This window comes from Tropicimonas sediminicola (assembly GCF_900188335.1).
GTDB classification, from domain to species: domain Bacteria; phylum Pseudomonadota; class Alphaproteobacteria; order Rhodobacterales; family Rhodobacteraceae; genus Tropicimonas; species Tropicimonas sediminicola.
The window spans coordinates 746,532-768,464 of record NZ_FZOY01000002.1 but is presented as its reverse complement, the minus strand read 5'-3'; the positions used below and the strand labels follow the sequence as shown (position 1 = coordinate 768,464).

Annotated in this window: 21 protein-coding genes; 13 read left to right on the top strand and 8 right to left on the bottom strand. The window is 67.5% G+C overall.

Features of this window, described 5'->3' with window-relative positions:
- Positions 1 to 10 precede the first annotated feature (10 nt).
- The 4 genes from CHB86_RS07895 to glmM all read left to right on the top strand — a co-directional run bounded on the left by CHB86_RS07895 (position 11) and on the right by glmM (position 4,024).
- Complete coding sequence (locus CHB86_RS07895; protein WP_245837811.1) at positions 11 to 562, top strand: cell wall hydrolase; 552 nt, start codon at positions 11 to 13, stop codon at positions 560 to 562.
- 146 nt (positions 563 to 708) lie between these two features.
- Positions 709 to 1,623 (top strand): dihydroneopterin aldolase, encoded by a 915-nt coding sequence (locus CHB86_RS07890; RefSeq protein ID WP_089232445.1) that lies wholly within the window; start codon positions 709 to 711, stop codon positions 1,621 to 1,623.
- A gap of 35 nt (positions 1,624 to 1,658) precedes the next feature.
- A complete protein-coding gene (folP, locus tag CHB86_RS07885) occupies positions 1,659 to 2,684 on the top strand; it encodes a dihydropteroate synthase (protein ID WP_089232444.1) in 1,026 nt (341 codons plus the stop codon).
- On the top strand, positions 2,681 to 4,024 hold the full coding sequence (gene glmM, locus CHB86_RS07880; RefSeq protein WP_089232443.1) for a phosphoglucosamine mutase: 1,344 nt from the start codon (positions 2,681 to 2,683) through the stop codon (positions 4,022 to 4,024). The genes folP and glmM overlap by 4 nt, the downstream gene beginning before the upstream one ends.
- Before the next feature lie 72 nt (positions 4,025 to 4,096).
- On the opposite strand, the gene ilvC is transcribed toward glmM, so the two are convergent.
- The gene (gene ilvC, locus CHB86_RS07875; protein WP_089232442.1) at positions 4,097 to 5,119 is read right to left on the bottom strand and encodes a ketol-acid reductoisomerase; all 1,023 of its coding nucleotides are present in this window, start codon (positions 5,117 to 5,119) and stop codon (positions 4,097 to 4,099) included.
- 141 nt (positions 5,120 to 5,260) lie between these two features.
- Here ilvC and CHB86_RS07870 point away from each other — a divergent pair, with 141 nt between their 5' ends.
- From CHB86_RS07870 to CHB86_RS07855, 4 genes are all read left to right on the top strand, one after another.
- Complete coding sequence (locus CHB86_RS07870) at positions 5,261 to 5,716, top strand: Lrp/AsnC family transcriptional regulator (protein ID WP_089232611.1); 456 nt, start codon at positions 5,261 to 5,263, stop codon at positions 5,714 to 5,716.
- The gene (locus CHB86_RS07865) at positions 5,713 to 6,171 is read left to right on the top strand and encodes an Lrp/AsnC family transcriptional regulator (RefSeq protein WP_089232441.1); all 459 of its coding nucleotides are present in this window, start codon (positions 5,713 to 5,715) and stop codon (positions 6,169 to 6,171) included. The genes CHB86_RS07870 and CHB86_RS07865 overlap by 4 nt, the downstream gene beginning before the upstream one ends.
- 62 nt (positions 6,172 to 6,233) lie before the next feature.
- Positions 6,234 to 6,935, top strand: a complete 702-nt coding sequence (locus CHB86_RS07860) for a hypothetical protein (RefSeq protein ID WP_089232440.1) — start codon at positions 6,234 to 6,236, stop codon at positions 6,933 to 6,935.
- 66 nt (positions 6,936 to 7,001) lie between these two features.
- Positions 7,002 to 8,129 (top strand): aminotransferase class V-fold PLP-dependent enzyme, encoded by a 1,128-nt coding sequence (locus tag CHB86_RS07855; RefSeq protein ID WP_089232439.1) that lies wholly within the window; start codon positions 7,002 to 7,004, stop codon positions 8,127 to 8,129.
- A 51-nt stretch (positions 8,130 to 8,180) separates the two neighbouring features.
- Here CHB86_RS07855 and CHB86_RS07850 read toward each other — a convergent pair whose 3' ends face one another.
- The 3 genes from CHB86_RS07850 to CHB86_RS07840 all read right to left on the bottom strand — a co-directional run bounded on the left by CHB86_RS07850 (position 8,181) and on the right by CHB86_RS07840 (position 10,461).
- Positions 8,181 to 9,380, bottom strand: a complete 1,200-nt coding sequence (locus CHB86_RS07850; protein WP_089232438.1) for an FAD-dependent monooxygenase — start codon at positions 9,378 to 9,380, stop codon at positions 8,181 to 8,183.
- Positions 9,381 to 9,473: 93 nt separating this feature from the next.
- A complete protein-coding gene (locus CHB86_RS07845) occupies positions 9,474 to 9,710 on the bottom strand; it encodes a hypothetical protein (protein ID WP_141134842.1) in 237 nt (78 codons plus the stop codon).
- Positions 9,711 to 9,810: 100 nt separating this feature from the next.
- Complete coding sequence (locus CHB86_RS07840) at positions 9,811 to 10,461, bottom strand: pyrimidine 5'-nucleotidase (RefSeq protein WP_089232436.1); 651 nt, start codon at positions 10,459 to 10,461, stop codon at positions 9,811 to 9,813.
- Between the two features lie 146 nt (positions 10,462 to 10,607).
- Here CHB86_RS07840 and CHB86_RS07835 point away from each other — a divergent pair, with 146 nt between their 5' ends.
- Positions 10,608 to 11,258, top strand: a complete 651-nt coding sequence (locus CHB86_RS07835; RefSeq protein WP_089232435.1) for a GntR family transcriptional regulator — start codon at positions 10,608 to 10,610, stop codon at positions 11,256 to 11,258.
- A 73-nt stretch (positions 11,259 to 11,331) separates the two neighbouring features.
- On the opposite strand, the gene CHB86_RS07830 is transcribed toward CHB86_RS07835, so the two are convergent.
- Together CHB86_RS07830 and carA are read right to left on the bottom strand one after the other, a co-directional pair.
- Positions 11,332 to 13,332 carry a glycosyltransferase gene (locus CHB86_RS07830; protein ID WP_089232434.1) on the bottom strand — a complete coding sequence of 667 codons (2,001 nt, stop codon included), beginning with the start codon at positions 13,330 to 13,332 and terminating at the stop codon, positions 11,332 to 11,334.
- A gap of 86 nt (positions 13,333 to 13,418) precedes the next feature.
- Complete coding sequence (carA, locus tag CHB86_RS07825; protein ID WP_089232433.1) at positions 13,419 to 14,576, bottom strand: glutamine-hydrolyzing carbamoyl-phosphate synthase small subunit; 1,158 nt, start codon at positions 14,574 to 14,576, stop codon at positions 13,419 to 13,421.
- 129 nt (positions 14,577 to 14,705) lie between these two features.
- On the opposite strand from carA, the gene CHB86_RS07820 reads away from it, so the two are divergent.
- Entirely contained in the window at positions 14,706 to 15,167 is a 462-nt protein-coding gene (locus CHB86_RS07820; protein ID WP_089232432.1) for a GatB/YqeY domain-containing protein, read from the top strand.
- Between the two features lie 30 nt (positions 15,168 to 15,197).
- Here CHB86_RS07820 and CHB86_RS07815 read toward each other — a convergent pair whose 3' ends face one another.
- Both CHB86_RS07815 and CHB86_RS07810 read right to left on the bottom strand, forming a co-directional pair.
- The gene (locus tag CHB86_RS07815) at positions 15,198 to 16,115 is read right to left on the bottom strand and encodes a hypothetical protein (RefSeq protein ID WP_089232431.1); all 918 of its coding nucleotides are present in this window, start codon (positions 16,113 to 16,115) and stop codon (positions 15,198 to 15,200) included.
- Between the two features lie 4 nt (positions 16,116 to 16,119).
- Positions 16,120 to 16,620 carry a DUF2244 domain-containing protein gene (locus CHB86_RS07810; protein ID WP_425445415.1) on the bottom strand — a complete coding sequence of 167 codons (501 nt, stop codon included), beginning with the start codon at positions 16,618 to 16,620 and terminating at the stop codon, positions 16,120 to 16,122.
- A gap of 137 nt (positions 16,621 to 16,757) precedes the next feature.
- On the opposite strand from CHB86_RS07810, the gene CHB86_RS07805 reads away from it, so the two are divergent.
- The 3 genes from CHB86_RS07805 (at position 16,758) to CHB86_RS07795 (ending at position 21,772) form a co-directional block, all read left to right on the top strand.
- On the top strand, positions 16,758 to 17,204 hold the full coding sequence (locus tag CHB86_RS07805) for a VOC family protein (protein WP_089232429.1): 447 nt from the start codon (positions 16,758 to 16,760) through the stop codon (positions 17,202 to 17,204).
- Positions 17,205 to 17,420: 216 nt separating this feature from the next.
- Entirely contained in the window at positions 17,421 to 18,674 is a 1,254-nt protein-coding gene (locus tag CHB86_RS07800) for an efflux RND transporter periplasmic adaptor subunit (RefSeq protein WP_176442803.1), read from the top strand.
- On the top strand, positions 18,674 to 21,772 hold the full coding sequence (locus CHB86_RS07795) for an efflux RND transporter permease subunit (protein ID WP_089232427.1): 3,099 nt from the start codon (positions 18,674 to 18,676) through the stop codon (positions 21,770 to 21,772). Before CHB86_RS07800 ends, CHB86_RS07795 begins: the two co-directional genes overlap by 1 nt.
- The last annotated feature ends 161 nt before the right edge of the window (positions 21,773 to 21,933 follow it).

Below are 21,933 nucleotides of genomic sequence, written 5' to 3'. Positions count from 1 at the left end.
GGAGAGCCTGATGGGAATGGAAAGCCGCGTGCTGAATTCGCTCAGCGACGACCATCTGGGGCGTCTGGCCCCGAGCAGCTCCCTCCGTGCCAAATCGCGCCCGCGCACCTTCAAGTCCGTGAGCTACACCCGGGGCTGGATCGACAAGCAGCCCTTCGTCGAGGGCGGGCAGGAATGGGAATGCCTGGCCGAGGCGCTCTATTTCGAGGCGCGCGGCGAGAGCGTGAAGGGCCAGTTCGCGGTGGCTGAAGTGATCCTCAACCGCGTCAAGAGCCCGCTCTACCCGAACACCGTCTGCGGCGTGGTCAACCAGGGCACCGGCAAGCGGTACCAGTGCCAGTTCACCTACACCTGCGATGGCAATCCCGAGAACATCAACGAGCCCTCCGCCTTCCGCCGGGTCGGCAAGGTGGCGCGTTTGATGCTGAACGGCGCGCCGCGACTGCTGACCGGTGGGGCCACCCACTACCACACCACCGCCGTGCGCCCGTCCTGGGCGAAGAAATTCCCGCGGACGGCGGACATCGGGGTGCATCGGTTCTACCGCCACCCGCGCTCGTAAGCCCGCGACGCTCCTGATGCCCGATCGCCTGAAAGGAACGTCGGATACGTTCCCCGGGCGCGTCCGGCAGGCCGCAGGGGTCGCATGTGGTCCGAATTCGTCGTTTGCCGCGTGGCTTTGCCGGCGGAACGTGTCATGAAGCCGGCATGACGACCGACATCACACTCGCCTTCGCCCATCCCGAAAGCCGTGCCTCCGCGACGGCGCCCGCGGATGCTCCCCGCGACCGCATCTCCCTGCGCGACTATATCCGCACCGTCGAGATCGGTGCGTTCCAGGAGGAGCGCGGCGTGGAGCAGCGCCTGCGCTTCAACGTCGTGGTCGAGGTTGGTCATGCCGCGGCGCCGCTGGCCGACGATGTGGACCGCATCCTCAGCTATGACGCGATCACCGAGGCGATCGACGCCTCGCTCGCGGCCGAACGGCTGAGCCTGCTGGAGACGCTGGCGGAGCGGATCGCCGAACGCCTTCTTGGCGAGCCGCGGGCGCGCCGGGTCTTCGTGCGGATCGAGAAGCTCGACCGCGGGCCCTATGCGCTCGGTGTCGAGATCGAGCGCTCCCGCGCCGTCGTGCGACCGGCCGAACCGGAGCCCGACCGCTATTCCCGGCCGCTGGTGCTGCACCTGTCCAACGCGGCGATTGCGGACAAGCGGCTTCCGGGCTGGCTCGACCAGATCGAGCGCCTGAAGCGCCCCGTTGTGCTGACCGTCGGGATGCCCGACGCCGCCACGCCGGTTGCGGGCGCGTCCATGCCGCAGCGCCGGATCGATCTTCTGGCGCTGGAGCAGAACGCCTGGGTGCTGGCCGCGCGCGACCGCCGGTGCATCGTGGTCAACAGCCGCACAGAGATCACCCATGCCATCCATGCCGGGCGAATCGTCGTCTGGGCCCCGTCGAAGATCGTTCTGGATGCCGTGGAGGGGCCTGACGCCGGGCCGCGCGAGGCCGCCGCGCTCTCGGGCTGGTTCGCGCGCTCGCTCGAGGCGGAACGCTTCATCGGCCTGGGGGCGGAGGTGCCACGGGGCGACCTGCTGGCACTCGAGGACGAACTGGCGCTATAGCTGCGGCACCTCGTCAGAACCTGAGCAGGGGTCCAATGACCGACTATTATCGCCCGATCCCGAGCTGCGATCCGGCACGCCCGGACGGGGCGGTGACACTGGCCGGCGGCTGGGCATGGTTCGATCGTGTCGAGCTGCTTCGGCGCGGAGCCGCGCCGATGGTGATGGGCTGCGACGCCGTTCCGTCCGCGGTTCTGGCCCGGCTCACCGCGCCCCGGCCGGCCCTCGCGGGGCTGAGCTTCGAGACGCCCGCGATCATGGGCATCCTGAACGTGACCCCGGACAGCTTTTCCGACGGCGGCGAGCACGAGGAGCGGAGCACCGCACTGCGTCGGGCCAGGGAAATGGCGCAGGAGGTCGAGATCATCGACATCGGCGGCGAGTCCACCCGGCCCGGCGCCAACGAGGTGCCCGTACCGGAGGAGATCGCCCGCACCGTGCCGGTGATTTCCGAACTCCGGGCCTCGGGCGTGGCGTCGCCAATCTCGATCGACACCCGCAAGGCAGAGGTTGCTCGTGCCGCGCTCGCGGCGGGCGCCGATCTCGTCAACGATGTCTCCGGGCTTGGCTTCGACCCGGCGATGCTGCCGCTTCTGGCCGAAACCGGCGCGCCGCTCTGCCTGATGCATTCGGTGGCCACGCCGGCCACGATGCAGGACGATCCGCGCTACGACGACGTGCTGCTCGACGTCTACGACTTCCTCGAAGAGCGCCTGATCCGTGCCGAGGCCGGCGGGTTGCCGAGGGAGCGGGTGATCGTCGACCCGGGCATCGGCTTCGGCAAGACGCTGGAGCACAACCTCGCGCTGCTTGCCCGCCTGTCGCTGTTCCACACCCTCGGATGCGCGGTCCTGCTTGGGGCATCGCGCAAGCGCTTCGTCGGCGCTGTCGGCGGTGCGGCCGAGGCGCGCGACAGGGCACCTGGGTCCATCGCCGTGGCGCTTGCGGCCGTGGCGCAAGGGGTGCAGATAGTGAGGGTGCACGACACCGCGGAAACCGCGCAGGCGCTACGCCTCGCGCGGGCTGCCTGGTCAGGGAAACAACCCGAGGGGGGAAGATGAGCAGGAACCTGTTCGGAACCGACGGCGTGCGGGGGCGCGCCAACGCGCACCCGATGACCGCCGAAATGGCGCTGAAGCTCGGCGCTGCGGCCGGTCGGTATTTCCGCCGCGACGGCAAGTCCGGCCACCGGGTGGTGATCGGCAAGGACACCCGGCTCTCGGGCTACATGTTCGAGAACGCACTGACCGCGGGGCTGACCTCGACCGGCATGAACGTGCTACTGCTCGGCCCGGTGCCGACGCCGGCGGTGGGCTTCCTGACCTCGTCCATGCGGGCCGACGTCGGGATCATGATCTCGGCCAGTCACAACCCGCATTACGACAACGGCATCAAGTTCTTCGGGCCGGACGGCTTCAAGCTCTCGGACGAGGCGGAGGCCGAGATCGAGGCGCTGGTGGTGAACGGGGTCGAACTGGCCAAGGCCGAGAACATCGGCCGCGCCCGCCGGATCGACGACGGCCGCTTCCGTTATATCGAACGCGCCAAGGCGAGCTTTCCCACCCATCTGCGGCTGACCGGCATGAAGGTGGTGGTCGATTGCGCCAATGGCGCGGCCTATCGCACGGCGCCGGAAGTGCTGTGGGAACTGGGGGCCGAGGTGATCCCGCTGGGGGTCTCGCCGGACGGACTCAACATCAACAAGGAATGCGGCTCCACCCATACCGAGGCGGCCGTGGCCGCGGTGCTGGAACATGGCGCCGATGTGGGCATCTGCCTCGACGGCGACGCCGACCGGCTGATGATCATCGACGAGAAGGGCCGGGTCGCCGACGGTGACCAGATCATGGCGCTGATGGCCTCCCGCTGGGCCGAGGAGGGCCGGCTGCGGGGCGGTGCGCTCGTCGCGACCGTGATGTCCAACCTCGGGCTGGAGCGTTACCTCGAGGGCCGCGGGCTACGGCTGGAGCGGACGCCGGTTGGCGACCGCTACGTCGTCGAGCGGATGCGTGCCGGCGGGTTCAACCTCGGGGGCGAGCAATCCGGGCACATCGTGTTCACGGATTACGCCACGACGGGCGACGGTCTGATCGCCGCGCTGCAGTTCCTGGCCGGGATGGCGGATACCGGGCTGCCGGCCTCGGCCCTGTCCATGACCTTCGAGACGGTGCCGCAATTGCTGCGCAATGTCCGCTTCAAGGAAGGCCAGACGCCGCTGGAAACGCTGTCGGTCCAGAAGGCGATCGCGGCGGCCGAAGCGCAGCTTTCCGGCAACGGCCGGCTTCTGATCCGCAAGTCCGGAACCGAACCGCTGATCCGTGTCATGGCGGAAAGCGAGGATGCGACGCTGATGGAAGAAGTCGTCGCGGCGGTGGTGGCCGCCGTGGAAGCCGCGGCCTGAGGCCGAAACCGGGCTTCCGAAACAAAAAGGGCGCTCCTCGGAGCGCCCTTTTCTTTCAACGGGGTGGCGGCTTCAGTTGCGCGCCTTGTCCACCATCTTGCCGGCGGAGATCCACGGCATCATGCCGCGCAGCTTCTCACCGACCTGTTCGATCTGGTGCTCGTCGTTCAGGCGGCGGGTGCCCTTGAAGAACGGCTGGCCGACGGTGTTTTCCTGCATGAAGTCACGCACAAACTTGCCGGTCTGGATGTCGGTCAGGACGGCTTTCATGCGGGCCTTGGTCTCGTCGTAGGGCAGGATGCGGGGCCCGGAGACGTACTCGCCGTATTCGGCGGTGTTCGAGATCGAGTAGTTCATGTTGGCGATGCCGCCTTCGTAGATCAGGTCCACGATCAGCTTCACCTCGTGGAGGCACTCGAAATAGGCCATCTCGGGGGCGTATCCCGCCTCGACCAGTGTCTCGAAGCCCATGCGGATCAGCTCGACCAGGCCACCGCAGAGAACGGCCTGCTCGCCGAACAGGTCGGTTTCGCATTCCTCGCGGAAGTTGGTCTCGATGATGCCCGAGCGGCCGCCGCCGATGGCGGAGCAATAGCTGAGGCCGATCTCCAGCGCCTTGCCGGAAGCGTCGTTATGCACCGCGACGAGGCAGGGCACGCCGCCGCCCTTGGTGTATTCGCCGCGCACGGTGTGGCCGGGGCCCTTGGGGGCCATCATGATCACGTCGACGCCGGGCTTCGGCTCGATCAGGCCGAAATGCACATTCAGACCGTGGGCAAAGGCGATCGCGGAGCCTTCCTTCAGGTTGTCATGCACGTATTTCTTGTAGGTCTCGGCCTGCAGTTCATCGGGCATGGTGAACATGATCAGGTCGCACCAGGCGGCGGCTTCGGCGATGCCCATCACTTTCAGGCCTTCGCCCTCGGCCTTGGCGGCGGAGGCGGAGCCTTCGCGCAGGGCGACGACGACGTTCTTGGCGCCGCTGTCGCGCAGGTTCAGGGCGTGGGCGTGGCCCTGCGAGCCGTAGCCCAGGATGGCGACCTTCTTGTCCTTGATCAGGTTGATGTCGCAATCGCGGTCGTAATACACGCGCATGGTGTTTTCCTTCAGTCTTGACTTGAGCGGTGTTGCTGGCGGCATTCTAGGCAAAAGGCGTGCATGGACGTTTCGAATTTCCCGGATTGGCGGAAAAGGCGGTGCATTCTATAAGTGTTTCTAACCAAATTCGGTGAATTCATGCTCGACGACCTCGACCGCCGCCTGCTGCGCCACCTTCAGCCCGACCCGGGAATCGCCATTGCCGATCTCGCGAGCGCCGCGGGCACCACGCCCTCGGTCTGTTCCCGGCGTCTCACGCGGATGCGTGACCGCGGTATTCTCAAGGGACAGGAGGCGGTGATCGACTGGCACGCGCTCGGCTACCAGGTGCATGTCTCTCTTCGCATTTCGCTCGACAAGACCCAGTCCAACGCCTTTGATGTCTTCATTCGCGAGGCGAGAAAGGTGCCGGAGGTGCTTGAAATCCAGACGTTTCTCGGGCGTGTCGACCTCCGGCTGGTGATCATCGCCCGCGACATGGCGCATTATCAGCATCTCTACCGGACGAGGATCCTGACCCTGCCGCATATCGCCGACGTCGAGGCGCTGGTTCACGTGGCGACCATCAAGTCCCGGGAGATCCTGCCGCTGTGATCGACCTGGACGAGACCGACCGCGCGATCCTGCGCGCGCTTCGCGCCGATGCCGCGCTCAGCGCCGGCGAGCTGGGCCGTCGGCTGGGCCTGTCACAACCCGCTGCATGGCGCCGCATTCGCCGGCTGACCGAGAGCGGCGTGATTTCCGGCCGCCGGCTCGTGCTCGATCGCGAGGCGCTCGGCTTCGGCGTCACGGTCTTTCTCGGCGTGAAACTCGCCACCAAGGGGCGTGTGTCGCTTGACGAGTTCGAACGTGCGGCCTCGGCCATTCCCGAGGTCCAGACGATCGAACACGTGCTCGGCCTGTTCGACTACCGGCTGAAGGTCGTGGCGCGCGACCTTGCCGATTTCGAACGTGTCCTGCGTCGCCGCATCATGACCCTTCCGGGCGCCGGCAACGTGGAGGCCAACGTGATGCTCAGCGAGGAACGGCTGCCGGGTCCGCTCGGCTGATCCGGTTGGATGCCGCCGTCTGACGTGTCATAGCTGCGCGGGAGGCTGGCTGGGAGGCGATCATGCAGGGCAAATTCGTGGTGACCGGGTGCGGCCGGTCCGGCACGACCTTCACCACGCATCTCTTTCGCCAGGTCGGTGTCGACGCCCGTCACGAGGAATTCTTTCCCTACATCAAGCGCCGCTGGCCCGGCGTCTTCTATGACCGCAAGGCCGACCGTCACCACCTGTTCGGCCTCGACTGGGGCGATTACGCGGCCGAGATCGCCTGGCAGGCGGCGCCATTCCTGGCCTGGCTACACCCCTCGATTCCGGTCGTGCACCAGCTGCGCCACCCCCGGCGGTTTGTCCTTTCCCGGATCTCCAAGGGCATGACCCATGCCGATCTCAGGAACCGGTACACCCGCATCAAGATCAACAACCGGGGCGCGGAAGCGGTCAACGAGGCGGCCTTTGCCGACAAGGTGCGCTACCTCGCGGAGTTCTGGGTGGTCTGGAACGACCTGGTCGAGAAGAACGCCCGCGGGAGCTACATGCGGCTCCGGGTCGAGGATCTCGATCCGGCCGCTTTCGGCAAGATGCTCGACCACGTCGGCGTCACTGCGGCGCCCGAGGCCATCGATGCCGCTTTCGCCACCGTCCCGCGGGACACCAACACCCGTCCGCCAAGCGGCGAAGCGGTGGATTGGGCGGTGCTGTCAGGCGCGGCGCGGTCGAGGCTGGAAGCAGCCTGTGCCCGCTACGGTTACGACCCCGAAGGGTGATTCCCCCATTTGCCAAACCGATGGGCGCGCGGTAGCAGGGAACGACACGCATCAGGGGAGGCACCTATGGCCGCTTTGCTCGACACCGTAGATCCCGACGGGCTGCTGGAGTATTCCGTCGTTTTCACCGACCGCTCGCTCAACCACATGAGCGCGACTTTCCAGCAGGTGATGCGCGACATCAGCGAAATGCTGCGCGAGGTCTATAATGCGGATGCCGTGGCTCTGGTGCCCGGCGGCGGCACCTGCGGAATGGAGGCCGTGGCGCGCCAGTTCGGCACCGACGCCCATGCGCTGGTCGTGCGCAACGGTTTCTTCTCCTTCCGCTGGAGCCAGATCTTCGACGCCGGCCGCTTCACCTCGCAGACCACAGTGATGAAGGCGCGCCAGGCGGGCAATGACACGCGCGCCCCGTTCGCGCCCGCGCCGATCGAGGAAGTCACCGCAAAGATCCGCGAGGCCAGGCCCGACGTCGTCTTTGCCCCCCACGTCGAAACCGCGGCGGGACTGATCCTGCCCGACACCTACGTCACGGCGCTGGCCGAGGCCGCTCACGAGGTCGGCGCGCTGATGGTGCTCGACTGCATCGCCTCCGGCGCCGCCTGGGTCGACATGAAGGCCACCGGCGTCGACGTGCTGATCTCGGCGCCGCAGAAGGGCTGGTCCGCGTCGCCCTGTGCGGGGCTGGTGATGATGAGCTCCCGCGCCGTGGCACGGCTCGAGGCAACTGAGAGTTCCAGCTTCGCGCTGGATCTCAAGAAATGGCGCGCGATCATGGCCGCCTACGAGAACGGCGGCCATGCCTATCACGCCACGCTGCCGACGGATGCGCTCCGCACCTTCCGCGACACGATGCTGGAAACGCGCGAGCACGGGTTCGAACGCCTGCGGGAGGCGCAATGGGCGCTCGGCGACGGCGTGCGCCGGATGCTGGCTGCAAAGGGCGTCCGCTCGGTCGCTGCCGACGGCTTCGGCGCGCCCGGCGTGGTCGTGAGCTACACCGACGATCCGGAGATCCAGAACGGCAAGAAGTTCGCCGCCGAAGGGCTGCAGATCGCCGCCGGCGTGCCGCTGCAATGCGACGAGCCGGAGGACTTCCGGACCTTCCGCCTCGGCCTCTTCGGACTCGACAAGCTCTACGACGTGCCCGGCGCGCTTGCCCGCCTGCAGGCCGCTGTCGACAAGGTGCTCTGACACGTCTTCCTGACGACAATACCCCGGGGGGCTGGCCCCCCGGTGGTGCCCCTAGTGGCCCATGCCGGCCCGCATGATCGCCTGGCGCAGCCCGGTCAGGTCGTGCACCGCCTTCATCCCGGTCAGGCGAAGCATCTGCACCTGGGGATTGGGTGAGCGCGTCACCCGGTTGAACAGGTCGATGGCGCCCACGCGCCGCCGGATGTCGGCCGACCGCTGCCGGTCATAAGCGTCCAGCATCTTTGCCTCGCCCAGACCCTCGCGCCCCGCCATCAGCGCAAGGTCGCGCAGCAGGATCAGGTCGTTCAGCGAGGTGTTGAGGCCCTGCGCGCCGATCGGCGGGATCACATGAGCGGCCTCGGCCATGATCGCCACCCGCGGCGCCGAGAGGCGTTCGGCGCGCTGGCTGATGATCGGCCAGAGCCGGCGTTCGGATTTCAGGTGCAGCGGCCCGAGGATGTAGCAGGAGCGCTCCGACATCCGGGCCTCGAAGGCGGCCTGGTCCATGCCGGCCAGCGTCTCGGCCCGCGGTCCCGGGTTCATCCAGACCACCGCCGAGGCCGGCTGCCCGTCGAGATCGGGCAGGGGCACCAGTGTGAAAGGGCCGCCCTCGTTGTAGATCTCGGTCGAGACATTGGCGTGGGGCTTGGTGTGGCCGACGACGAAGGCGAGGGTCTTCTGGCCATAGCGCGTCGTCTTCACGCCGATCCCGGCAGCTTCCCGTACTGCGGAGTTACGGCCGTCGGCGCCGATGACGAGTTTCGCCGCGACCGATTCCCCGTTGTCGAGCCGCACGATGGCGCCGGTGTCGCGGGCGACCATCGACTTGAAACGCGTGCCGAAGCGGAGATCGACCGTCTCGAACCCGTCAAGAACCCGCGACAATCCCTTGAGAACGCGCCAGTTCATCAGGTTCCAACCGAAGCTCTGCTCGCCAAGGTCGCTTGCCATGAACTCCCGGCTGTCACGGATCTGCGGCGGCCAGCCCACCGTGTCGACGACACGCAGCACGTTCAGCGGTGTCGCGGTCTCGGAGAGATCGTCCCACAGGCCGATATCCTCGAACAGCGCCCTTGCGGGTTGCAGAAAGGCCGTCGAGCGCAGGTCGGAGCCGTCGGCCTCGCCGTCGGTCACCGGCGGCTCCGGCGAGACCAGCATGGTGCGGAACCCGGCGCGGCCAAAGGCCAGCGCCGCGGTGAGGCCGGCGATCCCGCCGCCGGCGATCAGGATTTCGGTTTCGGTGCGTGCCATGGTCGGACCCTCCTGCAGGCGGATGTAGGGCGCATGGCTGGGAAGTCGCAAGCGGCAAAGGGCCCCGGCCATCGTCCGGGGCGCATCCTGTGCCTAGCCACCCATCGAGATGACGACGAGAATGGCCAGCGAGACGAAGGTCAGCAGCACGAAGAGCACGCCGACACCGGCCGCGCCCATGGTCAGCCCGACCAGCACGGCAATCACGACCAGCAGCGCCACGAGCGCAAAGGCCGCGCCTTCGCCCTCGCTGCGGGAAAGGCCCTTCCAGCCGCGTTCTCCGGTATAGGGTTCGAGGCTTTCGGTCGGTGGGGTGTGGTCTTCGCTCATCTGAATGCTCCGGATTTCGACGTCCATTCACCCTATCGCATATCACGCGGGGACGCGCGCGCCCATCTTGCCGCAGCCGGAGGGCAGGGCCGGGCGTGTCTCAGCGCCCGGCGATCTCGCCGAGAAAGGCCGCGAGGTCGTCCGTATGGTGATGGATATGGGGCGCGCCGGTCGGCTCTGGCGCCACGTGCACGGTGCGCAGACCCATCTCGTGCGGCGCTGCGAGGTTGCGGGGGTCGTCCTCGAACATCGCCGCCTTGTCGGGTTCAAGCCCGTCGGTGGCAAAGACCGTCTCGAAGGCGATGCGTTCCGGCTTGGGATGAAACTGCGCGTGTTCGACGCCATAGACGGCGTCGAACAGCCCCTCCAGCCCGCGTGCCGCGATCACCCGCTCGGCATAGGGCCGCGACCCGTTGGTGTAGACGATGCGCCGCCCGGGCAGCGCCTCGATGCCGCGCGCCAGGTCCGGATCCGGAACCAGGTGCCCGAAGTCGATGTCATGCACCTCGTGCAGGTATCCCGACGGGTCGGTGCCGTGCTCGCGCATCAGCCCGGCCAGCGTGGTGCCGTAGAGGCTCCAGTAGTGCTGCCGCAGCCGGTCCGCCTCGTCGCGCTCGACCCCCAGCTCGCGCATCACCCAGGCCGTCATGCGGACCTCGATCTGATCGAACAGGCGCATCTCCGGCGGATAGAGCGTGTTGTCGAGGTCGAAGACCCAGGTCTGGACGTGGGAGAAGCTGGAATGGATCATGCGCGGACCCTAGGGCGGTGCCGGCTGGCGTGCAAGCAGGGCCATGCGACGTTCCGGCCGTTCGCCGTGGCGCCCAACTTCTTGAGTTTCGGTCGGTATCGGGTAGCGTGTTCCCCCGCGACCTGCCGCGAACCGAGGAATGACCGATGCCCAGCGACAAGCCTGCCCAGAAAGATGCCTACGAGATGATTCTCGAGGCGATCGACGTGGGGATCTACAAGCCGGGCGATCGCCTCGTGGAGAGCGAGCTGGCGGACCGGTTCGGCGTGTCCCGGACGCCGGTGCGGGAGGCCTTGCAGCGGCTCGAGACCCAATCGCTTCTGGCCCGTGACGGACGCAGCCTGATCGTGGCCTCGCTCGACCATAACCAGCTGGCCGAACTCTACGTGGTGCGCTCCGAACTCGAGGGACTCGCGGCGCGGCTCGCGGCCAGGCATGCGGCGGTCGAGGAGGTGCAGGTTCTCCAGAACATGATCGACGCCGATCGCAAGCTGGTCGAGGATCCCGCCGCGCTGGCCCGCGCCAACCGGCGCTTTCACCGGCAGATCCACCTGGCCTCGCACAACCGTTACCTCGTGCAGCAGCTCGACCTCGTCTACCGCTCCATGGCGCTGATGGCGACGACCTCGCTGGCCGCCGAGGGCCGGGGCGCCGCGGCGCTCAACGAGCACCAGGTGATCGTGGACGCGATCCGGGGACACAAGGAGCAGGAGGCCTACGACGCGCTCAAGGCCCATATCTCCAGCGCTTTCGTGCAGCGCCTTACCCAGGACAGCGCGGCCAACACCTCCCCCTGACGCCGGCGCAAGGCGTCAGTCGCTGCGAAGGCCAGTGGAGCGCAGCCGGCTTCGGTCCCGTCAGGCTGCCCCGCTATTCGCAAGGCGTGACTGCCAGATCCTCTTGCAGTGGCGCCGGCGCCTCCTCGGTTTCCAGTTCTTCGGGTTCGTCGTGCAGGCCGTGCTGCGTCTTGTCCCAATAGAAGGGTCGGGCAAGGATTTCGTAGACGGCCTTGTAGGACGCGGCGGCGGCAAGGGGATAGTAGAAGTGCTGCGTCGGCAACCAGAGCATGAGGAACCGACGTCCCGGCTTGCGGACCGCGAAGGCGCTGACGGACAGGTTGACCAGTTCCGAGATCGCGAAGATGGCCATCAGGCCCCAGTAGAGCGGCACCGGGATCAGGCCGGTCAACGGGTGGGGCAAGCCGAGGGTGAGGAGCCAGAAGGACCAGAGCACCGGCGCGAGGATGAACTGGGTGAGGGTGCCGAGGAACAGGATCTGGAAGCCGAGGAATTTCCAGGGACCGAGGTCGCGCCAGAGGCGCCTGGGCGAGCGCATGTGGACCGCCCATGTGATTGCATAGCCCTTGAGCCAGCGGGAGCGCTGCTTGATCCAGGGCACGACGCGGCAGTTCGCCTCCTCCTGTGTCACGGTCTCGACCATCTCGGTCCGGTAGCCATGACGCACGACCCGCATGCCGAGGTCGGCATCCTCGGTCACGTTATGCGCATCCCAGCCGCCCATCTTTTCCAGGGCCTCGCGCCGGAAGTAGAGCGTCGTGCCGCCGAGCGGCAGCGCGAGGTTGAGGCGTTGCAGGCCGGGAAGGACCACGCCGAACCAGCTCGCGTATTCGATGGTGAACATGCGGCTGAGCCAGTTGGTGCTGTGGTTGTAGTAGTCGAGAACGCCTTGCAGGCAGGCGACTTCCGGCCCGCGCTCGTGGAAATGACGCACCACCTTGTGCAGTTGGTCCGGCTCCGGGGCGTCCTCTGCGTCCCACACGCCGACGATCTGCCCGCGGCAGAAGTCGAGTGCGTAGTTCAGCGCGCGCGGCTTGGTCTGGACGCCGCCGCACGGGACGGTGACGACCCGCATCCAGACCGGCAGGCTGGTGCGGGACAGCACCTCCGTGGTGACCTCGTCGGATTCCTCGACGACGAGCAGGATGTCCATCAGCTCCTTGGGATAGGCCAGCCGGGTCAGGCGCTGGATCAGGCGGCCGGCGATGTCCTCTTCGTGGAACAGTGGCACCATGACCGAAACGGTCGGCAGCCGGGCAATCGCCGGGCGGGTGTCCGGCGCGGGGGAAAAGAGCGCCCGGCGCATTCCCCGCAGGTGCCGGGCCGTGGTGACGAGCGCCGCGCCCTTGAGGGACGCCGTGGCGACCAGCGTGAACACGGCCCAGCTGGCGAGAACCGAGAAGATCGTGGCGGGAAACACCAGCGCGGCGGCGGTCACGGCGAGGACACCGGCGAGCATCAGCCTGGCCGCCGCCGGCGTTCCCCAGCCACGGCAGGAATAGAAGGACGGCACGCGATGTTCGGCGCGCATGGCCAAGGTCGGGTTGCGCACCTGCATCAAGGCGCGGTGCAGTGCCGCCTCCGTGGTCAGTGCCATGACCACGGGGCCGAGCCGGGCCTCCAGGTCCGGTCGCATTGCGGCGAAGCGTTCGGGGTGGGTGGTGGCGACAACCACGGCGCTGCCGCTGCGACGCCAGGGCAGCAACCGGTCGCGCAGGCATTGCGCCGCACCGAGCGCGTCGATCAGCCGGGCATCCGGCGCCGTGGCATCCAGATCGGCGATGGCGGCGGACCATTGCTCCGACAGCGCCTCCATCAGCTCCGATTCGCTGACCATCCGATTGCAGAGCAGGATGTCGCCAAGCCGCGCGTCCTGCCGGGCCTGCATGGCCAGCGCCTTGACGAGATCGCCGGGATCGAGCGCGCCGCGATCGACGAGGCGTTGCCCGATCAGGACATGCGGTGCGGGATTGACGCGGACGAGCTGCGGCCCGCTGTCGGGCAGGGTGCGGGCGCGCCGCAGAAAGGACTGCGCCGGGACGGGCTTGAGCGGCTGTCGTGTCGGCGCGGTCATGTAACTGGCAAGCTGCCCCCACTGGAATTGGGGGCAACATTGCCTAGTCCTTGGTTAACAGTACGTTAACCGGCGGAGCGAGAGTGTCAGGCGAGCTCCGTCCGTGCCGCCATGGCCGCAGCGAAGCGCTCGAACAGGTAGTAGCTGTCCTGCGGGCCCGGGCTTGCCTCGGGGTGATATTGCACCGAGAAGACCGGGCGTTCGGACATCCGGATACCGCAGTTAGACCCGTCGAAGAGCGAGACGTGGGTTTCCTTGACGCCCTTGGGCAGGGTCTGGCTGTCGACCGTGAAGCCGTGGTTCATCGAGGTGATCTCGACCTTCCCCGTCTCGAGGTCCTTCACGGGGTGGTTCGCGCCGTGATGCCCGTGGTTCATCTTGATCGTCTTGGCGCCAAGTGCCAGCGCCAGCATCTGGTGGCCGAGGCAAATCCCGAACAGCGGCAACTCGGTCCTGTCGAGGATCTCGCGGATCATCGGCACGGCGTACTGGCCGGTCGCGGCCGGATCGCCCGGACCGTTCGACAGGAACACGCCGTCGGGATTGTGCGCGAGGACTTCCTCGGCGGTCGCGGTGGCGGGCAGGACGGTCACATCGCAGCCGGCGGAGGCGAGGCAGCGCAGGATGTTGCGCTTGGCGCCGTAGTCCAGCGCCACGACCTTGTGCTTGGGGGCCTCCTGCCGGGCATAACCCTCCGGCCAGGCCCACCGCATCTCGTCCCAGCGGTAGGATTGGGCGCAGGTCACGTCGCGGGCAAGGTCGAGGCCGACGAGGCCGGAGAAGCCCCGGGCCGACTCGATCAGCGCCTCGATGTCGAACTTGCCCTCCGGATCATGGGCGATGGCCACGTGCGGCGCGCCCTGCCGGCGGATCGCCCGGGTCAGGCGGCGGGTGTCGATGCCACCGATGCCGATCCGGCCGCGCCGCTCCAGCCAGGTCTTCAGCGGCTCGGCGGCACGCCAGTTGGACGGCGTGGTCGGATCCCACTTCACCACCATGCCGGCGGCGACCGGGTCTGCCGTCTCGTCATCCTCGGGGTTCACACCGACGTTGCCGACATGCGGGAAGGTGAAGGTCACGACCTGTCCCGCGTAGGACGGGTCCGTCATGATCTCCTGGTAGCCCGTCATCGCGGTGTTGAAGCAAAGCTCCGCCACCGTCTGGCCGGTCGCTCCGAAACCTGTGCCGTAGAACAGCGTGCCATCTGCGAGGGCGAGGCATGCGGTGGGGGTGGGCTGGGGCATCGGTCAACTCCTGCGGGCAAATCGGCGGCAAACTATGGGGGAGGAGAGGGGGCGTCAAGCCAAGCTTGTCAGGCCCGGGCACACGCACTAAGTTGCGCGTTCGAGTTTGGGGAACCCGAAGGAAAATCGATGACGCAGCTGAGAGAACGTGTGAACGCGGGTCTTAAGGATGCCATGCGCAACAAGCAGGCAGACCGCCTTTCGACCCTGCGGCTCATCAATGCCGCGATCAAGGACCGGGACATCGCGACCCGGGGGGAGGGTTCGACCGAAGGCGCGACCGATGCGGACGTGCTGCAGATCCTCGGAAAGATGGTGAAGCAACGCCAGGAAAGCGCCCGCGCCTACGAAGAGGGCGGCCGGCTTGAACTGGCCGAGAAGGAACGCGCGGAAATCGTGATCCTCGAGGAGTTCCTGCCGCGGCAGCTGAGCGACGAAGAGGTCGAGAAGGCGATTGATGCGGCCATTTCCGAGACCGGCGCGCAGGGGATCCGCGACATGGGCAAGGTGATGGGAGCGCTCAAGTCCCGCTACACCGGCCAGATGGATTTCGGCGCCGTCGGACCGGCGGTGAAGAACCGCCTGGGCTGAGCGCCTGTCTCGCATCCCGGGGCCGGTCGCTCATGCCATGGGGAAATCGGCCTCGATTCGCGCCAGGGCGGCGTCGTCGGTCACCTTGAAGCGGGCGACGTAGCGGGTCTTGAAGCCCACGCGGCCACGCCGGACCCCGAAATTCTCGCCGTGGTTGACGATATACATCGCCGCCTCCTGCCGGAGTGGAGCCAGCGGTCTGCCCGCCAGCGAAGCGAGATAGGGAAACATGCGGTGCTCGTGCGCTGTGGCGGCGGCGAGGAATTCCGCGTCGCGATGCGCCTCCACGCTCAGGTCGAAACGGAAGGCCGCACAGCTGCCGCACATCTTCCAGAATGGCTTGCGCCCGGGATGCAGCAGGCTCTGCGGTGCGCAGAGACCAACCTCCCGGCTCTTGGCGTCGAAGACCAGCCCCCGTGTCACGAGGTACCCGTTGGGCTCCCGCCGCGAGACCATCTCGGCCACGGCGCGACGGTTCAGCAGGTCGTCGGCATCGAAGCTCATCGCATAGCCGGTGCTGATCCCAAGCTCCGGCAGGTGGCGGCAAAGCATGTCGAGCTTGGACCACTTGTCGTTGCCCTCGACCACGCGGGTGAAGGGCAGGAAGCGGACCTGGCCGTCGAAATCGATACTCTCCGGACGGTCCTGCCCACAGATCACGGCCATCCACCGATCCGATGTCTGCCCACGGAAGCTGGCCACGGTATCGGCGAGCCGGGCCTCCACCTCGTGCCAGTTGCCGACATGGTGGCGCCCGACGAGGGGAAGGAGGAACACGACCGTGGGACGCTCGATCGGGCTGGGGCGGCCGTTGACGCGCCGTTCCAGTGCCTCCTGCTCGGAGGGTTGGAGGACACAATGGTCAAAGGTCCAGCGGGCCCCGAGGGTCGATGCTGCCAGCCGCCGCAGCAGCCGCCGCGTTTTGGGTGTTGCCGGTACCTGGGCCATGAGACTACCCCCTTGCGGGCAGATATCGCGACAGATCGTGGTAGAGGTCAACGCGCTCTTCGTCGCTGAGGAAGGCGCCGATCTCCACCTCGCGCCCGGCGCCGCGCAGGGTGACGTAGTTCGGAACCGGGCCGTCCGTCGCATGCAGTACGACCTCGATCCAGTGCGGGTTGGCCTCCCAGTCCTGCGTGGCCCGGTGGCGTGCATGCCGTTCCAGCCGCACCCGGTCCTCCCAGATCCGCAGCTCCTCCAGCACGTCGCCGTCGCGATAGCTGCGCTGGATCGCCCAGTAGAGCAACCAGAGCGTGCCCATCAGGAACGGCAACAGCCCCCAGAGCACCGGCGAGCCGATGGCCGGGTAGAGCGGCAGGAGCAGCAGCAGGAAGGTCCCGCCGATAAAGCCTGCAAAGCCGCGTTTGGGCAGCGAGCGGTGCGGCCAGAGGTGAAGCTCGTGCTGCGGAGACGTCGCGTCGCCGAGGTCCGGGGTGATCCATTCGTAAGGCAAGTCAGGCATCCAAGATCCGATCGGCCGATCTTATCGGCTGCCGAAAGCGGCCGGAACCCTCGGGCGGCAGATTTCCCGGTGACGCCACCCGCGCCCCGGTCCATGGTGTCCCTGCACCTATGCCTCGGGAGAGCGGGATGAAGCAGCATATGACCATGGTCGGCCTCGGCGTGCGGGACCTCGATGCCGCGCGTGCATTCTATAACGGCGTGCTGGGCTGGACGCCGATGAGCGATCAGGGCGAGATCGTGTTTTACGACCTCGGCGGGGTCGTGCTCTCGCTCTACGGTCTCGAGGCGTTGGCCGAGGATGCCACGTTGCCATTCGACGGTGCCTTGCCCGCCTACCGCGGTGTGACCTTGGCGCACAACACCAACAGCCGTGCCGAGGTCGATGCGATCTTCGAAAAGCTGCGCGCGGCCGGAACGGACATCCTGAAGGAGCCCCAGGAGGTGTTCTGGGGCGGCTATTCCGGCTATTTCCGGGATCCCGACGGTCATGCGTGGGAAGTTGCGCACAATCCGTTCTGGACCATCGGTCCGGACGGCGGCGTGGTCCCGGAAGCGCCCCCGCAGGAGACCTGAGCTCACAGGCGCACAATGACTGCGCGGCGGCCCCTCGTGCTGCCTTCCGAACCAGCTGATTTCGCAGCCTTGAGTGCGGGTTGGATCACGCATCCGCGAGACCGGCGGAAATTCTGATTTCCCGCGACGGAAACGCGGTAGTGCTTCGTTGAACCTGGAAGCGAGGCGACAGGACGGCAGGATTCTCTGCCGGCGACAATCCACGGAGAACGACGCGTGAAACGGATTCTTTCCCTTTTGCTGGGGGTGGCCATCGTGGCTGCGGCCTGGATCTACACCTTTGGCCTGCCCGTAGAGACCGACGCCGAGCGCGTTGCGGGCGCGGGCAGCCAGCAGGCCGCGGGCGCGCGGTCCGGTGGTGGCGGTCCGCGGGGCGGTGGCGGTCCGACCGTGGTGACCCTTGCGGATGTGGAGGTGTCGCCCTTCGTCGATACCTTCCGCTCCGTCGGCACCGCGAAGGCCAAGGCGAACGTCCGGGTCGAAAGCGAGGTTTCCGGCCAGGTGCGGCAGGTCCATTTCGGGGCGAACGAGGAGGTTGCGGCCGGCGATCCCCTGATTTCGCTCGATGACCGGGTGGAGCAGATCGCCCTGCGTTCGGCGATGGCGAGCCTCTCGGAGGCGCGCTCCACGCTGGAGCGCTACACCACCCTGCGGCAGGCCAACAGCGGCGTGGTCTCGGCCGTGGCGGAGACCGAGGCCAGCACGCAACTGGAGATCGCGGAAGCCAACCTCGCCCGCGCCGAATACGATCTCGAGCAAAAGACGATCCGGGCCCCGATCTCCGGCATGCTCGGCCTCACCGATGTCGAGCCCGGCGCCTTTCTCGGGGCCGGCACGTCCATCGTGACGATCACCGACCAGTCGGTCCTGACCATCGAGTTCGGCCTGCCGGACCGTGCGGCGGGGATCGTCGAGGTCGGCCAGACCGTGCGCCTGACCACCGGATCGCTTCCCGGCCGGGTATTCCAGGGCGTGATCGAGGGCTTCGACCGGCAGATCGACAGCACCACCCGCACCATCAAGGTGCGCGCGCGGGTCGAGAACCCGGACGGCTACATGCTGCCGGGGATGATCTTCAACGTGATCCTCGACACCCAGAACGAACCGCTGCCGAGCGTGTCGGCAAATGCCATCACCTGGGGCCGGGACGGGGCCTCCGTCTGGGTGGTCGAGAACGGCGTGGCGCGTTCGCAGAGCGTCGCCATTCGCCACCGGAGCGAGGACCGGGTCTGGCTCGACGCCGAGCTTGTGGCCGGACAGCAGATCGTGGTCGAGGGCGTCCAGAAGATGCGTGAAGGGGCCGAGGTCGGCACCGCCGCGGACATGGCGGCCCCGCGCCGCGAGGCGCCGACGGGCAGCGCGGGCGAGGCCGGGGCAGGGGCGGCGTCCGCCGCTGAAAGCCCGCGACCGGCCAGGGTCGCCTCCGCCGAGGCCGCGCCGGGCGCCTCCGCCGAGGGGAGCGCCAACTGATGGCGCACCGTCTGATCCGTTCCGGGTTCGCCGATCTCTTCGTGTCGCGCCCCATCCTCGCCATCGTGCTCAACCTGCTGATCGCCATCGCCGGTCTCGCCGCCCTGACGAGCGTCGAGATTCGCGAGATGCCCGATGTAGACCAGCCGGTGGTGTCGGTCCGCATCAACTGGGACGGCGCCGCGCCGGAGACGGTCGATGCCGAGGTGACCTCGGTCGTCGAGGACGCGCTGGCGCAGCTCGACGGGCTGAAATCGATCTCCTCCTACTCCGGCTACGGCAGCAGCCGGCTGACGCTGGAGCTCAATGACGGCACCGATGTCGATACCGCCGCCAACGAGGCGCGTGAGATCATCAGCCAGACCGAACGCCAGCTCCCTGACGGCATCGACGATCCCACCATCGCCAAGAACGATTCGGATTCCGACCCGATCATCCGTCTCGCCCTGATCGGCGAAGCGCCGATGGCGGAGATGACCGAACTGGCCGAGGGGCTGGTGACCGACCGGCTGTCCTCGATCGACGGCATTGCCGAGATCGAGGTCATGGGCGGGCAGGAGAACGAGTTCCGCGTGGAGGTCTTCCTGACGGCACTGGTGGGCCGCGGCCTCGAACTCGACGATATCGGCGACGCGCTCAGCACGCTCCGGATCGACACGGCCCTTGGGGACCTCGATTCGGGCAGCCAGTCCGTGCTCCTGCGCAGCGCGAACCCCGAGATCACCGCCGAGACCATCGCCGATCTCCGGGTCAATGCGCATACCCGCGTGGGCGATGTCGCTCTGGTTCAGCTCACGGCCAAGGAACGCGAGATCTTCTCCCGCGTCGACGGGCAGAGCTCGGTCGGCATGTCGGTGGTGCGCCAGTCGCTTGGCAACACGCTTGCGATCTCGCAGGGCGTCCGGGCCGCCGTGGCGGAGCTCGAATCCGATTTGCCGGACGACGTGCGGCTGATCGTGGTGTCGGACGACGGCGTCTTCATCGAGAAATCTATCGAGGAAGTGTCGATGACCATCGGCATGGCCGTGCTGATCGTCGTTGCGGTGATCTTTGCCTTCCTGCGGTCCTGGCGGGCGGTCCTGATCCCGGCGGTGACCATTCCGGTCTCGCTGCTCGGCTCGGTGGCGGCGATCTGGCTTGCGGGCTTCTCCATCAACACGATCACGCTCCTGGCGCTGGTGCTGGCCACCGGCATGGTGGTCGACGATGCCATCGTCGTGGTCGAGAACATCGTGCGCCGCCGCCACCAGGGCATGGGCGCGCGCGTTTCCGCCGCGACCGGCACCAACGAGGTGTTCTTTGCCGTGGTCTCCACCACGGCGACGCTGGCCGCGGTCTTCGTGCCGATCTCCTTTTTGCCGGGGCAGGCGGGTGGAATCTTTGCCGAGTTCGGGTTTGTGCTGGCCTTCTGCGTGATGCTGTCCTCGGTCGTGGCGCTGACGCTCGCCCCGATGCTGGCCTCGAAGCTGGATCCGGGCGGAGACAAGCACGTCACGGAGGCCGAGGAAGAGGCGCGCAGCCGCCGCGGGCTCTCCGGGCTCTACCTGCGGATCGTGGACGGCACGCTGGCCGCGCCGGCCATCGCGATCGGGGTCGCCATTGCCTTTGCGATCGTCGGCTACGGGACCTTCACCAACCTCTCGTCGGCCCTCACACCGTCCGAGGACAGGGGCGCGTTCTTCATCGTCGGCTCGGCGCCGTCCGGGGCGAGCCTGAGCTTCACCGATGCACAGGTCAGCAAGATCGAAGAACTGATCGAGCCGTACGTGGAGAGTGGCGAGATCGCCGCCGTGCAGTCGCTGATCGGTCGGGGCGGTTCCTCCGGGGCGGCGGTGATCGTGCGCCTGTCGGATTGGGAAGAGCGCGATCGGACGGCCCAGGAACTGCTAGGCGAGCTGAATCGTCTGCTGCGCAACGTTCCCGGCATCTCGGTCTTTGCGGTCTCGCCCAACAGTCTCGGGATCCGCGGCGCCGGGCGCGGGCTTCAGTTCGCGCTTCTCGGCAACGACTACACCGCGCTGGCCGCTGAGGGCGACGCGCTGATCGCGGCGATGGAGCAGGACCCGACCTTTGCCAACCCGCGGCTGTCCTACGACACGACCACACCGCTCCTTTCGGTGGATATCGACCGGGAAATGGCGACCCAGCTTGGCCTTTCGCCGGAAAGCATCGCCACCACGATCAACACCCTGACCCAGGGCGTCGTCGCGACGGAAGTCTTCGCCAATGGCGAGGAGACGGATGTGCGAATGGTGCCCGGCGGCAAGCCGATCCAGGACCCGTCCGATATCGAGAACGTATGGTCGCTGAGCCGGGACGGCGTCTTCGTGCCGCTCTCCTCGGTGGTGACGCTGTCCTCCTCCTCGACAGCTTCCCGGCTGTCCCGCGAGGAGCGCTCTCGCGCCGTGCCGGGAGAGGCCAACCTCGGCGACGGCGTGAGCCTCGGCGAGGCAGCCGCGCGGGCCGAGGAACTGGCCGCGGAGATCCTGTCGGACGACGCACGCCTGATCTTCATGGGCGAGGCGGCGACGCTGGAGGAAAGCCAGTCAGGCACCGCGCTGGTGTTCGGCGTGGCGCTGCTGGTGGTCCTGCTGGTGCTGGCGGCGCAGTTCGAGAGCTTCGCTTCGGCGGTGGTGATCATGCTGACCGTGCCCTTCGGGCTCGGCGCGGCTGTGATGGCGATCTGGCTGACGGGCGGCACGCTCAACTACTACAGCCAGATCGGCCTGGTGATCCTGATCGGCATCATGGCCAAGAATGGCATCCTGATCGTCGAGTTCGCCAACCAGCTCCGGGAGCGCGGGCTCGACATCGACACGGCGATCCGCGACGCGGTGCGCCTGCGGGTGCGGCCGGTGATGATGACGGCGGTGTCCACCGTGGTCGGTGGCCTGCCGCTGGTGATGGCCTCCGGCGCGGGCGCTGAGGCGCGCGAGGCGGTTGGCTGGGTCATCGTCGGTGGGCTCGGATTTGCCACCGTCTTCACCCTGTTCCTCACGCCGGTCTTCTATCGCCTGCTCGCGCCGCTCGGCGGCGAACCGGGTGCGGCGGCCCAGCGGCTGGAACTGGAGAAGGGGCAGGCGGCGCAGGGCGCCTAGCGGCCTGCCACTGACGACACAATCCCCCGAAGACGGGCCGGCCGACACAGCCGGCCCGTCTTTCTTTTTGCTCGATGCACTGACTCGAAGGGCGCTTCAGGTCGTGGCTCTGGTGGGCTCTTTTCCACCGTCGATCGCTCGGGCCTCCAGCCAACCTTCAG

Bases quoted from the DNA above. Each gene is read 5' to 3' on its own strand.
- CHB86_RS07860 (WP_089232440.1), top strand. From the start codon at position 6,234: ATGCAGGGCAAATTCGTGGTGACCGGGTGCGGCCGGTCCGGCACGACC.
- CHB86_RS07890 (WP_089232445.1), top strand. From the start codon at position 709: ATGACGACCGACATCACACTCGCCTTCGCCCATCCCGAAAGCCGTGCC.
- CHB86_RS07815 (WP_089232431.1), bottom strand. From the start codon at position 16,115: ATGGCCCAGGTACCGGCAACACCCAAAACGCGGCGGCTGCTGCGGCGG.
- CHB86_RS07855 (WP_089232439.1), top strand. From the start codon at position 7,002: ATGGCCGCTTTGCTCGACACCGTAGATCCCGACGGGCTGCTGGAGTAT.
- CHB86_RS07895 (WP_245837811.1), top strand. From the start codon at position 11: ATGGGAATGGAAAGCCGCGTGCTGAATTCGCTCAGCGACGACCATCTG.
- CHB86_RS07805 (WP_089232429.1), top strand. From the start codon at position 16,758: ATGAAGCAGCATATGACCATGGTCGGCCTCGGCGTGCGGGACCTCGAT.
- carA (WP_089232433.1), bottom strand. From the start codon at position 14,576: ATGCCCCAGCCCACCCCCACCGCATGCCTCGCCCTCGCAGATGGCACG.
- CHB86_RS07835 (WP_089232435.1), top strand. From the start codon at position 10,608: ATGCCCAGCGACAAGCCTGCCCAGAAAGATGCCTACGAGATGATTCTC.
- folP (WP_089232444.1), top strand. From the start codon at position 1,659: ATGACCGACTATTATCGCCCGATCCCGAGCTGCGATCCGGCACGCCCG.
- CHB86_RS07870 (WP_089232611.1), top strand. From the start codon at position 5,261: ATGCTCGACGACCTCGACCGCCGCCTGCTGCGCCACCTTCAGCCCGAC.
- CHB86_RS07845 (WP_141134842.1), bottom strand. From the start codon at position 9,710: ATGAGCGAAGACCACACCCCACCGACCGAAAGCCTCGAACCCTATACC.
- CHB86_RS07830 (WP_089232434.1), bottom strand. From the start codon at position 13,332: ATGACCGCGCCGACACGACAGCCGCTCAAGCCCGTCCCGGCGCAGTCC.
- CHB86_RS07795 (WP_089232427.1), top strand. From the start codon at position 18,674: ATGGCGCACCGTCTGATCCGTTCCGGGTTCGCCGATCTCTTCGTGTCG.
- CHB86_RS07820 (WP_089232432.1), top strand. From the start codon at position 14,706: ATGACGCAGCTGAGAGAACGTGTGAACGCGGGTCTTAAGGATGCCATG.
- CHB86_RS07850 (WP_089232438.1), bottom strand. From the start codon at position 9,380: ATGGCACGCACCGAAACCGAAATCCTGATCGCCGGCGGCGGGATCGCC.
- glmM (WP_089232443.1), top strand. From the start codon at position 2,681: ATGAGCAGGAACCTGTTCGGAACCGACGGCGTGCGGGGGCGCGCCAAC.
- ilvC (WP_089232442.1), bottom strand. From the start codon at position 5,119: ATGCGCGTGTATTACGACCGCGATTGCGACATCAACCTGATCAAGGAC.
- CHB86_RS07840 (WP_089232436.1), bottom strand. From the start codon at position 10,461: ATGATCCATTCCAGCTTCTCCCACGTCCAGACCTGGGTCTTCGACCTC.